The sequence below is a fragment of the Paenibacillus sp. YN15 genome, from assembly GCF_003285005.1.
In the GTDB taxonomy this organism is placed as follows: Bacteria; Bacillota; Bacilli; order Paenibacillales; family NBRC-103111; genus Paenibacillus_AR.
Window position 1 is genome coordinate 133,027 of the sequence record NZ_QMFA01000011.1, and the last position, 13,826, is coordinate 146,852.

14 protein-coding genes are annotated in these 13,826 nt (G+C 60.2%); all 14 read right to left on the reverse strand.

Going from position 1 to position 13,826, the window contains the following annotated elements; translation table 11 throughout:
• Positions 1-27: 27 nt before the first annotated feature.
• Positions 28-882, reverse strand: a complete 855-nt coding sequence (locus DQG13_RS11720) for a 1,4-dihydroxy-6-naphtoate synthase (protein WP_113019940.1) — start codon at positions 880-882, stop codon at positions 28-30.
• Positions 883-959: 77 nt separating this feature from the next.
• The gene (locus DQG13_RS11725; protein WP_113019941.1) at positions 960-1,634 is read right to left on the reverse strand and encodes a futalosine hydrolase; all 675 of its coding nucleotides are present in this window, start codon (positions 1,632-1,634) and stop codon (positions 960-962) included.
• 277 nt (positions 1,635-1,911) lie between these two features.
• Entirely contained in the window at positions 1,912-2,436 is a 525-nt protein-coding gene (locus DQG13_RS11730; RefSeq protein ID WP_113019942.1) for a DoxX family protein, read from the reverse strand.
• Positions 2,437-2,638: 202 nt separating this feature from the next.
• Positions 2,639-3,655, reverse strand: a complete 1,017-nt coding sequence (hypE, locus tag DQG13_RS11735; protein WP_113019977.1) for a hydrogenase expression/formation protein HypE — start codon at positions 3,653-3,655, stop codon at positions 2,639-2,641.
• A 5-nt stretch (positions 3,656-3,660) separates the two neighbouring features.
• Positions 3,661-4,833 carry a hydrogenase formation protein HypD gene (hypD, locus tag DQG13_RS11740; protein WP_258525635.1) on the reverse strand — a complete coding sequence of 391 codons (1,173 nt, stop codon included), beginning with the start codon at positions 4,831-4,833 and terminating at the stop codon, positions 3,661-3,663.
• Entirely contained in the window at positions 4,802-5,041 is a 240-nt protein-coding gene (locus DQG13_RS11745) for a HypC/HybG/HupF family hydrogenase formation chaperone (RefSeq protein WP_113019943.1), read from the reverse strand. Before DQG13_RS11745 ends, hypD begins: the two co-directional genes overlap by 32 nt.
• Before the next feature lie 50 nt (positions 5,042-5,091).
• Entirely contained in the window at positions 5,092-7,650 is a 2,559-nt protein-coding gene (hypF, locus tag DQG13_RS11750) for a carbamoyltransferase HypF (protein ID WP_113019944.1), read from the reverse strand.
• Positions 7,587-8,270, reverse strand: coding sequence for a hydrogenase nickel incorporation protein HypB (gene hypB, locus DQG13_RS11755; protein WP_113019945.1), 684 nt, complete (start codon positions 8,268-8,270; stop codon positions 7,587-7,589). The genes hypF and hypB overlap by 64 nt, the downstream gene beginning before the upstream one ends.
• A 259-nt stretch (positions 8,271-8,529) precedes the next feature.
• Positions 8,530-8,886 (reverse strand): hydrogenase maturation nickel metallochaperone HypA/HybF, encoded by a 357-nt coding sequence (locus DQG13_RS11760; protein WP_113019946.1) that lies wholly within the window; start codon positions 8,884-8,886, stop codon positions 8,530-8,532.
• Positions 8,886-9,278 carry a hypothetical protein gene (locus DQG13_RS11765; RefSeq protein WP_181592710.1) on the reverse strand — a complete coding sequence of 131 codons (393 nt, stop codon included), beginning with the start codon at positions 9,276-9,278 and terminating at the stop codon, positions 8,886-8,888. The genes DQG13_RS11760 and DQG13_RS11765 overlap by 1 nt, the downstream gene beginning before the upstream one ends.
• The gene (locus DQG13_RS11770; protein WP_113019979.1) at positions 9,275-9,850 is read right to left on the reverse strand and encodes a HyaD/HybD family hydrogenase maturation endopeptidase; all 576 of its coding nucleotides are present in this window, start codon (positions 9,848-9,850) and stop codon (positions 9,275-9,277) included. The genes DQG13_RS11765 and DQG13_RS11770 overlap by 4 nt, the downstream gene beginning before the upstream one ends.
• Positions 9,843-10,658, reverse strand: a complete 816-nt coding sequence (gene cybH / locus DQG13_RS11775; protein ID WP_113019948.1) for a Ni/Fe-hydrogenase, b-type cytochrome subunit — start codon at positions 10,656-10,658, stop codon at positions 9,843-9,845. Before cybH ends, DQG13_RS11770 begins: the two co-directional genes overlap by 8 nt.
• An 11-nt stretch (positions 10,659-10,669) precedes the next feature.
• Complete coding sequence (locus DQG13_RS11780) at positions 10,670-12,385, reverse strand: nickel-dependent hydrogenase large subunit (protein WP_113019949.1); 1,716 nt, start codon at positions 12,383-12,385, stop codon at positions 10,670-10,672.
• Positions 12,382-13,578 (reverse strand): hydrogenase small subunit, encoded by a 1,197-nt coding sequence (locus DQG13_RS11785; protein ID WP_113019950.1) that lies wholly within the window; start codon positions 13,576-13,578, stop codon positions 12,382-12,384. The genes DQG13_RS11780 and DQG13_RS11785 overlap by 4 nt, the downstream gene beginning before the upstream one ends.
• Positions 13,579-13,826: the final 248 nt, after the last annotated feature.

The following is a 13,826-nucleotide window of genomic DNA, read 5'->3' on the forward strand; positions in this document are numbered from 1 at the left end:
TGTCTATATTATACATGAATCCGCAGCTTATGAAAAACCGGGATGCTCCAGGCTTCCGGGCTCCACGGCGGGAACAAGCCCTTCTTCGGCGGCCCTGGTCAGCAAGGCCCGCACCGCTCCATAGCCCTGCTCTCCCAGGCTGCCTGTAAACTCGTTGACGTACAGACCGATATGGGCATCCGCCACCTGGGGCGACATCTCCTGGGCATGCTCCAGCACGTAGGCCCGGGAAGCCTGCGGGTTGGCCCAGGCATACTCCACGGAGGCGCGCACCGAGCCCGCTACCTGCACGGGGTCCAGGTCCTTGCGGGCGATAATCGCCCCCAGCGGGATCGGCAGGCCGGTGTCCTCCTCCCACCAGGCCCCCATATCCGCCAGCATGGTCAGCCCATAGCTGGGATAGGTGAAGCGGGCTTCATGGATGACCAGCCCGGCATCGATCTCCCCTTTTTGGACAGCGGGCATAATGTGGTGAAACGGCATCACCACTACCTCGCCGATGCCTCCCGGCACATGCTTGGCCGCCCACAGGCGGAACAGCAGATAAGCGGTGGAGCGCTCGCTGGGAACGGCTACCTTCTTGCCGGACAGCACGGACGGGCCGCGCGAAGCCGTTGCCGGGTCCGCCGTCAGCACCAGAGGGCCGCAGCCGCGTCCCAGGGCTCCACCGCAGGGCAACAGATGATACCGGTCCAACACCCACGGAAGGGCGGCATAGGAAATCTTCAGCACCTCGGGGCCTTCGCCTCTGGCGGCCAGCCCGTTGGTCACATCAATATCCGCATAGGTCACATGAAGCTCCGGAGCGCCCGGCACCAGCCCGTGGGCCCAGGCATGAAAGACGAAGGTATCGTTTGGACATGGTGAAAATGCTATGTTCATTTGTGTTGCACCTCCAGAATGGGTGTAGCTTAAAATCCTGCTCTTGTTGCCGTTGCTTCTTTTCTTCCATCCTACCTTTACTCCTCCAGCACATCCTTAAGCACGCTGAAGGCTTCCTCCAGCGCCTGCAAGGCTTCCCCGATGCGCCAGGCAGCCCGGTCCCGGGGGCCCACCGCATTGGAGATGCCCCGCACCTCCATGCAGGGCAGCCCGCACAGGCTGGCCGCACAGGCTACGCCGAAGCCCTCCATGGCTTCGGCGGCGGCTTCGGGATGCCTGCGCCGCCATGCTTCTGCGGTGGCGGCGGTGCCTGTGGCGGTGGACACCGTCAGCACCGGCCCGGTCAGCACCGTGCGGGCGGGAAACCGCTCCGCCAGCACTGCCGTGAGCCTTGCAGCCAGGGGCTGGTGGGCCGGGTGCAGGTTGCCGCCGAAGCCCAATTCGTGGGCGGTCTGAAACCCCTCCCGCGTTTCCGCCCCCAGATCGGCGGCAATGATGGCGTCGGCGATAACCAGGCTGCCCACGGGCGCCCGCCCGGCGAAGCCGCCTCCGATTCCGGCGCTGACCGCAAGCCGATATGCGCCGGAGGCCAATGCGGCTCCCGCTGCAGCCGCTGCCATGCCCACACCCGCCCCCGGCGCTACAACATCGAAGCGGGGATCGCCGTCCAGGCCCCGCAGAATGGCCTGGCGCTCCGCCTCTACGGCGGCAATGACCAGAATACGGGCCTGTCCGGCCGGTTTTGCCTCCATCTTTCATCATCCTTTGCCTTTAGACGTTACAAATACCTATTCTCCTAGTATACGTGAACACGGGCTCGAAAAAAACTGTGCCTGCTGCCCCCGCCCCAGCCCCTTTTCCCAAATAGCAGACATTTGCTGCCCGCTATCATTCCTTCTCCCCGATCCCCAAGATGTCCGTTGGAAGGCGAACACGGGAGAGGGCAGCTACGGGAGCAAAAGGAAAAGAGCCTTCCGCCGTTCAAGCGGGAGGCTCTTTTGGATTTATTGGCTCCGGGATGGCACCCGGTTACGCATTCGTATGTTGTTTATAGCCGGGGCCGGGCTTCAGGCGCAGGAACTTTCTCACATAGGGCAGAACGTAGTAGTCAGCGCCGAACTTGCCGGCATTTGCTCCGGCTACCATGATGATGACGCCCCAGAGAATCAGCCAAGGGTTGGAGGAAACAGTGCCGGCCAAGAGGAACATGAAGTTCATCAGTACGCCGAAGAAAGCCGCTGCGGTGGTGAGACAGCCCAGAATCAGGCCAAGACCTACCAGGAATTCCCCCCACGGAATCAGGATCTTGAAGAGTCCTGCATTCGGCAATGCGAAGTTATCAAGGAATGCCACGTAAGTAGGATACAGCTTAGTTTGTGTTCCGGTTTCGAGGACCGGCTTGGCGATAGCATTCTTCAGGAAGCCCGATGCGTCGAAGGAGCCGCCGGTGATCTTATCCCAGCCATGATGCATCCAATCCCAGCCGATGTACAGTCTGATCAGCAGTAATGCTCCGGCTGCATACACATTTTCCCGCAAAAATTTGACGATCATATCTGATCTCTCCCTTTGAATAGGTTGCTTTCCCTATGTGACAATATTAACACCATGTGAAATGGGTCACAATACCAAAAATGAAATGTTCAAATTTTGATAATAAAGATGTGTCGTAATATTGAACAATTACTTTGAGATATTCTTTTTTAACGCATAATGATTTTTAAACAATCTTCATTGTTGTAAAAACGGACGGCTCTTAACAGATGCGGGGAAGCATGCTTCCTGCCAGCCGGTACAGCCGCCTTGTGGAGCCAAAGGGGGTCCGGATGAGCAGTTGGCCCTTTTCCCTGTTGGTGACAAATCCGACAATACGGGCATCCCTCCCTTCGGAAAAATGCCGCAGCGCATCCAGCACCCCTTCCGCGTCCCGGGCGGGCAGGATCATCACCGCTTTGCCTTCGTTGGCCAAATACAGAGGGTCAAAGCCCATCAGCTCGCAGGCCCCCTCTACCTCCGGCCTCACAGGAAGCAAATCCTCCTCCAGCTCCACCGTCAGCCCGTAGTCCTCGCAGATTTCCGCCAGCGCCGTAGCCAGCCCGCCCCGGGTAGGATCGCGGATAATGCGGATATTCCCCGAGACCTGTCTGGCCTTGTGCAGCATGGGGAAAAGCGTCGCGCAGTCGGAGGGAATCTCCGACATAAGCCCCAGCTCCTCCCTGGCCGTCAGAATGGCGATGCCGTGATCCCCGATGGCCCCGGTAACCAGCACGGCGTCTCCCGGCTCGATGAGCTGCGGCTGGAGCTCCGCTCCCGGCTCCACCACGCCGATGCCCGTCGTGTTGATAAACAAACCGTCGCAGTCGCCTTTTCCCACCACCTTGGTATCTCCCGCCACCAGCCTGATGCCGGAGACGGCAGCCTCCTTGGCCATGGACCTGCAGATGGTCTGCAGGCTTGCCACAGGCAGCCCTTCTTCTAAGATAAAGGATACGGTCAAATACAAGGGCACCGCGCCGCTGACCGCCAAATCATTGACTGTTCCCGCCACTGCCAGCTTGCCGATATCCCCGCCGGGAAAAAACAGCGGCTTGATCACAAAGCTGTCTGTGGTCACAGCCAGCTTCCCCGCCGCCGGAGCAGGCAGCAGCGCTGCGTCGCCCAAAGGCTCCCGGCTTTCAGCCCCGGTCAGCGCCGGAAGAATCACTTGAGAAAGCAGCCGATGGGCGGCTTCTCCTCCATCCCCGTGGCTCATGTTGATCAGTTCCGTTTCCATCATGCTTATCCCTCCCGGCTGTATGCATATTCCGCAGCGCAAGCGCCTTCCGCCGATACCATGCAGGGACCGGCCGGCTGATACGGCGTGCAGCTTCTGCCGAACAGGCCGCAGCGCGAAGGCGGAATCAGTCCGCGAATCACGTCCCCGCAGCGGCAGCCGGTCGGTTTGGGCAGGGGTGCAGCGGTCGCCGGGAAGCGCTCGGCGGCGTCCAAAGCGGCAAACTCAGACCGGATAGCCATGCCGCTGTCGGGAATCGCTCCGATTCCCCGCCACCTGGCTTCGCAGGGCCGGAAATACCGGTCCATCACGGCCAAGGCTGCCGGATTGCCGTCAGGCGACACAACGGAGGCATAGTCGTTCCGGATGACGGCTTGGCCGTCTGCAACCAGCTCCAGCAGCCGGTGAATGCCGCTGGCCAGCTCCAACGGCTCGAAGCCGCTGATCACCCCGGGAAGGCCGTACTCCTCCGCCAGAAAAGCAAAGGCGCGGCTTCCTGTCACCATCGCCACATGGCCGGGAAGTAAAAATCCGTCCAATTGCACCTCCTGCAGGTGCAGCAGATGCCGCAGTACCGGCTCCACCCGTTTGGCCGAAAGCCTCATGCTGAAGTTGGTCAAGCTCCGTTTTTCCGCCTCCATCAGGGCCGCTCCCAGCACGGGAAGGGTGGTTTCAAAGCCGATGCCGAGAAACACCACCTGCCGTTCGGGATGGGCGGCGGCCAGCTCCACCGCATCCATAGGGGCGTAGACCACCCGCACATCCCTTCCCTGGGCCCTGGCCTGGAGAAGGGTGCCGCTTGTGCCCGGAACCCGCATCATGTCGCCAAAGGTGCAAACCGTCCGGTTGTCCTCGCGGGCTAAGGCAATCATGGCGTCAATATCCGATTGATCCGTTACGCATACGGGGCAGCCGGGACCGGACAGGAGCCGGACATGACCCTGGAGGCTTTTGCGCAGGCCCGACCGGGCCAGGGCCATGGTATGGGAGCCGCAAACCTCCATGATTACCGGCTGGCGGCCATGTTTGGCGGCGAAGCCGTCCGCCAGGCCCAAGATCCCTTGCAGCAGCCCTTCGTGCAGACTGCCGCCGGGCGGTCTCCGACGCCCCACAGCCGTTCCGCCGCCCGAATGGCCCAGCTCCGGTTCACCTGGAAGAACCTTCCGCATCTCGCTCATGCATGATCCGCCTCCATTCCTCCAGGCTTTCCTCCGCCGCCTGACGGTCAATGATGCTCATGGCCTGCCCGGCATGAACGATGACAAACTCCCCAAGGGCAACCTCCGGCACGAATATAATCCCCACCTTCATCCGGGTTCCCATACAATCCACAATGGCGGCATAGCCGTCGATTTCCACAATTTGCGCAGGTACGCCCACACACATCGGTTTTCCCTCCTTGTTGCCGTCAAAGCCGCCGCGGGATTAGCGGACGTCTAACCTAGCCTTGCCTTTGCTTGGCCTTGTCTTGCAAAGGCTGCAGCCATCAGCTGCCCCACGGACAAGCCGCCGTCTCCCGCAGGCACCAGGCGGTGCCGGTAAGGCGCCAACCCCCGGCTCCGCAGCAAGGCGGGAATCCGCCTGGCCAGATACGGGTTATGGAAGGAGCCTCCGGAGAGCATCACCTTGGGGACGAAAGCGGGATTCAACGCTGCTTTCCCATCTTTTTCTATGGCGCGCAGCAAAAGCTCCACAGCAGCCTGGGCCACCGTTTCGTGAAAGCGCAATGCGATCTCCTCCAACGGCAGGCCGCCCAGCCGTTCTTCCGCAATACAGCCAAGGGCTTCCGCCATATCCAGCTCCAGCGCCTGCTCCTCCTTGTCCCGGACGGCATACCCGTAAGGCAGAATGGCATCCTCCCCGTCCATGCGGGCAAACGCCGCCAGCTCGGACAGCCGGATAGCCGCTTCGCCGTCATAGCCGGAAACTGTCACCAGACCCAGGATGGCGGATACGGCGTCGAACAGCCTGCCGCAGGTGCCTGCATTCGGGCTGTTGATCCGGTTGATGGCCATTCTGGCGATCACCGGCAGCTCCCGGCTTTTCCCGGGAAATAGCTGTTCGCCCCATAACGGGGCCTGCTCCGGGAAAAGCGCCGCCAACATCCCCACGGCGTTGCGCCAGGGCTCCTGTACCGCCTTTTTCCCGCCGGGCAAAGGGGTATAGCGCAGATGTCCCAGCCGCCGCCAGCCGGCTGCGTTTCCGGCCAGGACCTCGAAGCCCCAGATGCAGCCGTCCGGACCGTAGCCGGTTCCGTCCAGAATAATCCCGTACACCTCTTCCTCCGGAGGCAGCCCGTTGTCCGCCATACACGAAACCAGATGAGCGTGATGGTGCTGAACCTGAACCGTCTCCTGGCCTATGCTGCGGCTCATCCGCCCGGTTTCATAACCCGGATGCAAATCCGCCGCCGACCGCTGCGGCTCCGCCCCCAGCAGCCTGACGAAGTGGGCCAGCTCCTTTTGCCAGTGGTCCTGGGTCTCCACACTGTCCATGTCCCCGATATGGGGTCCGGTAAAAAGCTGCCTGCCTCTGCCCAGGGCAAAGGTGTTTTTCTGCTGCCCGCCCAAAGCGGCCACTCCGCTCAAATCAACGGGAGCAGCCAGCGGATCGGGGGCATAACCTCTGGACCGGCGGAGGATATCCGGTTCGCCGTCTATAACCTGCACCACCGAATCGTCCAGGGGGTGAAGAATTTCACGGTTATGGGCAAGCACGTAATCGGCGATACCGGCCAAATAGGTGAAGGCTTCCTCATCCCGGTACAAAATAGGCTGGCTTGAAGGATTGGCGCTGGTCATCACAAGAAAGGGCAGCTCCTCCATCAGCAGCACATGAAGCGGGGTGTAGGGCAGCATCAGCCCTACCGTTGCCATTCCCGGCGCCACAGCCTCCGCAAGCGGCCCCGCCTCCGCCTTGCGGGCGATGACGATGGGCGCCTCCGGCGAGGCCAAGAGCCGCAGCTCCCGGCTGCCCAGCACTGCCGCCCGGCTGGCGATGGCCGCATCCGCCGCCATCACCGCCAGCGGCCGGGTCGGCCGCCGCTTGCGCTGACGAAGCCGGGCCACCGCCGGGCCGTTGGTGGCGTCGCAGGCCAAATGATAGCCGCCGATGCCCTTCACGGCGACAATGGCGCCTTGGCGCAGCAGGCGGACGCATTGGCGCACCGCCTCATCGGCCTCCGCCAGCGCCTCCCGGGCGCCGCCGCAGCTCCCGCCATCCCGCGCCGTCCAGACCGTCGGCGCGGGCTCTTCCATGGCGTACAGCCGCAAGCGCGGGCCGCACTCGGGGCAAGCGATAGGCTGGGCATGATGGCGGCGGTTCGATATATCCTCATATTCCGCCCGGCAAGCCTCACACATGGGAAAGCTGCTCATGGAGGTATACGGACGGTCATAAGGCAGCTCCCGGATGATGGTGTAGCGGGGACCGCATTGGGTGCAGGTAATAAACGGATACCGGTAGCGGCGGTTGGCCGGGTCCTTCAGCTCCGCCAGGCAGTCGGGACATAACCCCGCATCCACGGGAATCACCAGGGAGGAGGTTCCCTCCCGGCTGCTTGCCACAATGCGGAAGCCCAACCGCCCTTCCGCCGGCAGCGGCTCGGCCCGGATTTCGTCCACCCGGGCCAGCCGGGGAGCCTCCCGCCGGATAGCCGCCAGGAGCTCCTGCAGCGCCTGCAGCGTTCCTTCCGCTTCCATGCGGATGCCGTCCATATTATTCTGGACGGTGCCGCTGATAGCGTACCGCTCCGCCAGCCCGAACAGGAAGGGCCGGAAGCCCACACCCTGGACCCTGCCCTTCACCGTTACCAGCAGCGCTTCCCGGGTTGAACCGCCCTTCTTCTCCGATAAACCGGAAGCCGCTCCGGCTGCCTTAGGCTCAGGCTCCGACTCCACAGCTATCCCTGCCGCAAGGCCGGTTCCCGCCTTCAGCCTGGCTGTCCCGCCTCCGCCGCACCGTTCCTGATGTCCGCAAGTCTGGCCTCGATCCATGCCGTCCACAGCTCCATCCCTTCCCCGGTGCGGGCCGACAACGGGATCAGCGCCGATTCCGGGTTCATTTGAAACAGATCCTCACGGGCCGCCTCCACACTGAAATCCACATAAGGAAGAAGATCGACTTTGTTCAGCAGCACCAAACCCGTCCGCATAAACATGGTCGGATACTTGGGAATCTTATCGTTGCCCTCGGGAACGCTGAGCACCGCCACCTTATGGTTCTGCCCCAGGTCATAGCCGGAGGGGCAAACCAGATTGCCCACATTTTCGATAAACAGAATATCCGTCTCCTCCAGTTGGAAACGGGAAAGCACCTTGGTGACCATTCTCGCATCCAGATGGCAGCCGCCGCCGGTATTGATCTGCACCGCATTGACGCCCAGGGCGCGGATGCGGTCCGCATCCTTCTCCGTAGCCAAATCCCCTTCGATAACGCCCACTCTAAAACGCGGGGCAAGCCGCCTGATGGTTGCCTCCAGCAGCGTGGTTTTGCCTGCGCCGGGGGAGCTCATCAGATTGATGGCCAGCACCCTGTGGCGCGCAAGCTGCTCCCGGATATACGCTGCCGCAGTATTGTTGTCCTTCAGCACATCCTCATTCAACACAATTTCCATGGACGGACCGGAGTCTGCCGCTAGAAGTCTGTCCGACGGTGTTGCTTAAGCGAATCAATAATCATCGGATTTCATTCCTTACCGGGAAAGCAATGCCTTGGATGCTCAAACAGTTTTTGTCGGTTTTGATTTTAATTGAATGTTTAAGGTGTCAAAGCCGCCAAAAAAACTCGCCCTCAAGTCATTCTTTCCCTCCCAGTCATTTCATCATGAATATTTATTCGCTTGTTCCTTTCGTCGGACAGACTTCGCCAGACCCCTACCTCCCTTCGTAGGATAAGACCTTGAATTCCTCACCTTCGGTAATCCGGCCGCCGGGGAAGCGGCATACCGGGCACATTGCCGCAGCCGCACTTCGCTCCGGCACATAATCCAGCCCGCACAGCACACAGGTAGCCCGGGCCTGCCGGAGCTCCAGGGCAAGCTGCGCCTCCGAAGCAAGCATGGCCGTTCCTTCCGCTTTATACATGTCAAAGGCCATCTCCAGCGCATCTGGCAGGGCATTGCTCAAGTCGCCTACCAACAGCCGCACCCGGGTAATTTCCGCAAAGCCGCGGGCTTCCGCATCCCGCTTCACCAGGGCAAGGACATCGCCCATCAGCGACAGCTCGTGCATCAGAACGCCTCCCTTGCGGGCAGCCCCACCTGAAGAAGCGCATTGGCCCGCCTCACGGGAAGCAGGGCAAGCCGGGTATCCTCGCCCAGACGGTAATTCTGGTCACAAGCAAAGCATTTCAGCTCAGCCGCATAGGACAAAAAATGTAAATGCTGCTTGCAGGACGGACAAACCGCGCTGTACGCCCTCCACTCCCCGTCCTCCTGATTCAGCAGGAACGGATGGCCTGCCGACTGCTCCATCACCGGCCAGATACGGGGCGGAGCAACGGTATGATACTCATGCCCGCTCAGCTTGTCGGCCAACTGGGTCAGCTTTTTCACATCCCGTTCCACCAAAGGCCCCGCCGCTTCCCGGATGGCCCCGGTGACGCCCCTTCGGAGCTCTCTCATAAATTCCCTGCGGTCCAAGGGGCACTCCTCCATTCCCGGACCTGCCGGTTTACCAGCTCCGCCAGTCCAGCCAGACGTCCGCGCACCGTGTCCGACAGGCCGATGCCGAATTCCAGAGAGGCGGGCTGCACGCCGAACAGCACCATTCTTGCCGGCAGCCGCTCCCGGATGCGGGCGGCAAACAGCACCTCCTGGAAGCCCAACTGATGCACCGACATTTTCACATTGCAATATGCCGGGATATCCTCTCGCTCTACAGTGTACAGATGGCCCGGAGGCGCTCCGCCGTTGATGGAATCCAGCAGAATCAGTTGGTCTGTGTCCTCCACCGGTCCAAGCAGCCTGATGCCGTCGGTGGAGCCTTCGATGATCTCTATGTTCTCCGTCCCGGCCAGGATTTCCTCCAGGAGAGGCAGCACATGGATGCCCACCCCTTCATCGGTGTAAAGGGTATTGCCCAGCCCGATTACCGTTATCTTCTCCGGCTGGGTTCCGTCTCCCTGCAAGCCGATCTCACCGTTCCAGAGATCCGTCAGCGCCGCATTGGCCAATTCGCCGCTCCCGCTACTCATGCTCCGCATCCTTTTCCGCCGCCTCCAGAGCATTCGGGTCCACTCCTTCGTGGGTTTCCACCTTATCCTTCTTCTCGGTTTTGAAGCCGGTGAAGATGGAGCTCATGGTGCCGTTTTTCTCCAGCCAATCCTCCCGGAAGGACAGGTACACATGGATCACGATGAAAATGATGAAGACCCATGCCATCAGATGATGCCAGGAGCGGACCGAGAAGCTTCCCCCGAAGATGAAGGGCACCCAAGCAAACAGCTTACCGAAGAAGGATTCCGGCTGCGGCTCGAAATACAGATAAAACCCGGTAAACATGGCCACAATGGAGCCGCCGCCCATCAGCACCAAATAGGTCAGCTGCGCCAGCGGGTTATGTCCGGTATAGTGGGGCTTGCGGTTTTTCATAAAAAGGTAAAATTTCACTGTCTGCAAGGTTTCTTTCCAGAAGGCCGGTTTCAACGCATTGGTGGTGACGAAGGAATTGCCCTTAAAGACCCAATACAGCCTGAAAATCATATTGGCGGTAAACAGAAACGCCGCAAAAAAGTGGATGTACCTGACCCAGCCCATCACGAAGGTATAATAGGCCTCCTCGCCGGTGGTGGAGCCTACAATGGGATTGCCGATGTACAGGCCGGTCAGAATGAGAAGCATGATGGCGCCGGCGTTGATCCAGTGGAAAATCCGCACCGGCAGCTCCCAGACGTATACCTTGACCACGTCCTTGGACAGCTCCTCCATCTTCACCTTCCGCTTGCCCTTGAGTACAATCTCCGATTTGGGATGGTCTGCCCCATGATGGTCGATCATGCTCATGGTCCTTCCCCCTATCCGATCCGTATGTCTACGGCAGATTGATTTTGCAAATCCGTCATATGCACCGCGCAGGCCAGACAGGGGTCAAAGGAATGGATGATCCGCAGAATCTCCAAGGGCTGATGCTTATCCGCCACAGGCGTTCCGGTAAGCGCCGCCTCGTAGGCGCCCTTCTGATTTTTGCCGTCCCGGGGGGAGGCGTTCCAGGTGGAGGGGACCACTGCCTGGTAGTTGGCGGTTTTGCCGTTTTCGATGTTGATCCAGTGCCCCAACGCGCCCCGGGGCGCTTCGATCCAGCCGACGCCCTGGGCCTTCTTCGGCCAGGAGGAGGGTTCCCATTTGGCCTTGTTGAAGGTGGTCTGATCGCCGTTTTTGATATTTTTCAACAGCTCATCCATATCGCTGCGGAGCCAGCCGCCCACAATCTGGGCCTCCAACCCCCGGGCCAAAGTCCGGCCCAACGCCGATTTCAACGCAGAGAGAGGCACGCCCAGCTTTCTTAAGCTGTTGTCCACGCTTTGGACAAACTCATCCTTCTTGGCCGCATAGCCCACCATAACCCGGGCCAGGGGCCCTGTTTCCATGGGCTGCTCCTTCCAGCGGGGGGTTTTGAGCCAACTGTACTTGTCGTTGGTGTTCAATGTATCGTACCGGCCCTTCGGTCCCGTATAGTGGAAAGTGGTTTCCCCTTCCCAAGGATGGCGACCGCCGGTGGTTTTGCCGCCGTAGGTATACCAGGAGAAATCGATCCATTCCTTGATCTGCTCCGGGTCCCTGGGGTCCACGTCGTGAATTTCGTTGAGATTGCCGCCTAGAATGATGCCCCGGGGCATACGGTACATGCCGATATCCCGGATATCGCCTTTGGAGAAATCCCCGTAGCACAGGTAATTGTCCAGTCCGCCGCCATAGGTCCAATCCTTATAAAATGACCCGATAGCCTGCAAATCAGGCAGATACACCTGCTCCACAAACTCGATGGCCTGGTCAATCAGCTGGGACACATGCATCAGGCGCTCGGCGTGGATGCCGTTGTCGCTGTTGATGTCGATAGGGGTGGCCATCCCGCCCACCAGATAGTGGGGATGGGGATTTTTTCCGCCGAAGATGGTATGGATCTTGACGATCTCCTTCTGCCAGTCCAGCGCCTCCAGATAATGGGCCACGGCCAGGAGATTCACCTCAGGCGGCAGCCGGTAGCCGGAATGTCCCCAATATCCGTTGGCGAAAATGCCCAGTTGGCCGCTGTCCACAATCTTTTTCACCTTGTCCTGAATATCCTTGAAGTAGCCGGGCGAGGACTTGGGCCACTTGGAGATGGACTGGGCCAGGGTGCTGGTGGCCTTGGGATCGGCCTTCAGGGCATTGACCACGTCCACCCAATCGAAGGCGTGCAGATGATAAAAATGGACCACATGGTCATGCATCATAAGGGTTCCGTTCATAATTTCCCGGATCAAATGGGCGTTGCGGGGAATCTTGATGTCCAGCGCATCCTCCACACACCGGACGGCAGCCAGGGCATGGGTGGTGGTGCACACGCCGCAAATCCGCTGCACATACGCCCACACGTCCCGGGGGTCCCGGTCCTTCACAATCAGCTCCAGGCCGCGGATGGCCGTGCCCGAGCTGAAGGCGTCCTTGATCACGCCGTTATCAATATCCGCTTCAATCCGCAAATGGCCTTCGATCCGGGTAACCGGGTCAACTACAATTCGTTCGCTCATACCGATGCGCCGCCTCCTATCCCGCTATTCGGGCCCTGCCCCGGAGGGGGACCGCTTTTCTTCGGCTTCTCGTCAACGGGGCTTGCCGCTTCATCATGGCCGCTTGCCGCTCCGCGCTTCTTTTCATCCAGCATTTTTTTGACGGCTGTGGCGCCTGCATGAACGGCCACGCCGCCTACTGTCGCGCCCAACAGGCCCACTCCCACCAGATCCGGATTGATGGTGGTCTGGGTGCCGGGAATCTGGGATACCCGGGTGGTGAAGGGCCCCATGTCCCAGAAGGCGTTCTCCGAACAGCCGATGCAGGGATTGCCGGACTGGATGGGATAGCTCACCCCTCCGTTCCAGCGCATTTCGGCGCAGGAATTATACGTGGTGGGACCTTTGCAGCCCACCTTATAGAGGCAATACCCCTGCCTCAGCCCCTCATCGTCGAAAGACTCCACAAACAGCCCGGCATCGAAATAAGCGCGCCGGTTGCATTTGTCATGAATGCGGTGCCGATAAAAAGCCTTGGGCCTACCCTGGCTGTCCAGCTCCGGAACCGCTCCGAAGGTCAGCACATGGGCAATGACGCCGGTCATCACTTCGGCGATGGGCGGGCAGCCCGGCACCCGGATCACCGGTTTATCCTTGATCACATCGGTAATGGGCATGGCTCCCGTGGGGTTGGGCCCTGCCGCGGCAATGCCGCCCCAGGAGGAGCAGCTGCCGTAGGCGAGAATCAGCTTGGCCTTGGCCGCCGTTTCCAGGAGCACGTCCTTGGCGGGAACGCCTCCCACCATCAGATATTCGGCGCTTTTGGGCACACTGCCCTCCACCGCCAGCACATATTCTCCGGCATACTCTTCAATCACCTTCTTGCGTGCCTCCTCCACCTGATGCCCGGAGGCTGCGGACAGCACCTCGCTGTACTCCAGCGAGATCATATCGAACAAGACACTTTCCAGCCTGGGATGCGTCGTCCGGATAAAAGATTCCGAGCAGCCCGTGCAATCCTGCATCTGCAGCCAGATTACCGGAACCCGCTTGGCCGCTTCCACCGCCTTGACCACCTTTTCCTCGAAGGCGATATCCAGCCCCATTACCGCTGTAAGCACCGTACACATCTTCAGAAAATCCCGCCGGGTAACCCCTCTTTCCATTGCCGCTTCATAAATGGTCTTCCTGCCGGCCACCTTGCTCACCTCCATGTTGCGTTTCCTTCAACATTTGTAAGCCTTTACAACCATCATCGCACATCGCTTAGGGTTGCGCTATAGGAAAAACCGGAAATTCCTGCCGGGAATTTCCCTACACGAAACTGAGAGCAAGATTCCACTCGCCTCATTGCGCCGCATTAAATGTGCATGGTATACTGGAGTTAGAAACAGCCAACAATGCAAAGAGAGCCGTGCTGAGAACACGACTCTCCCGCGCAACAGCCGCTTGAAAGGCGGTC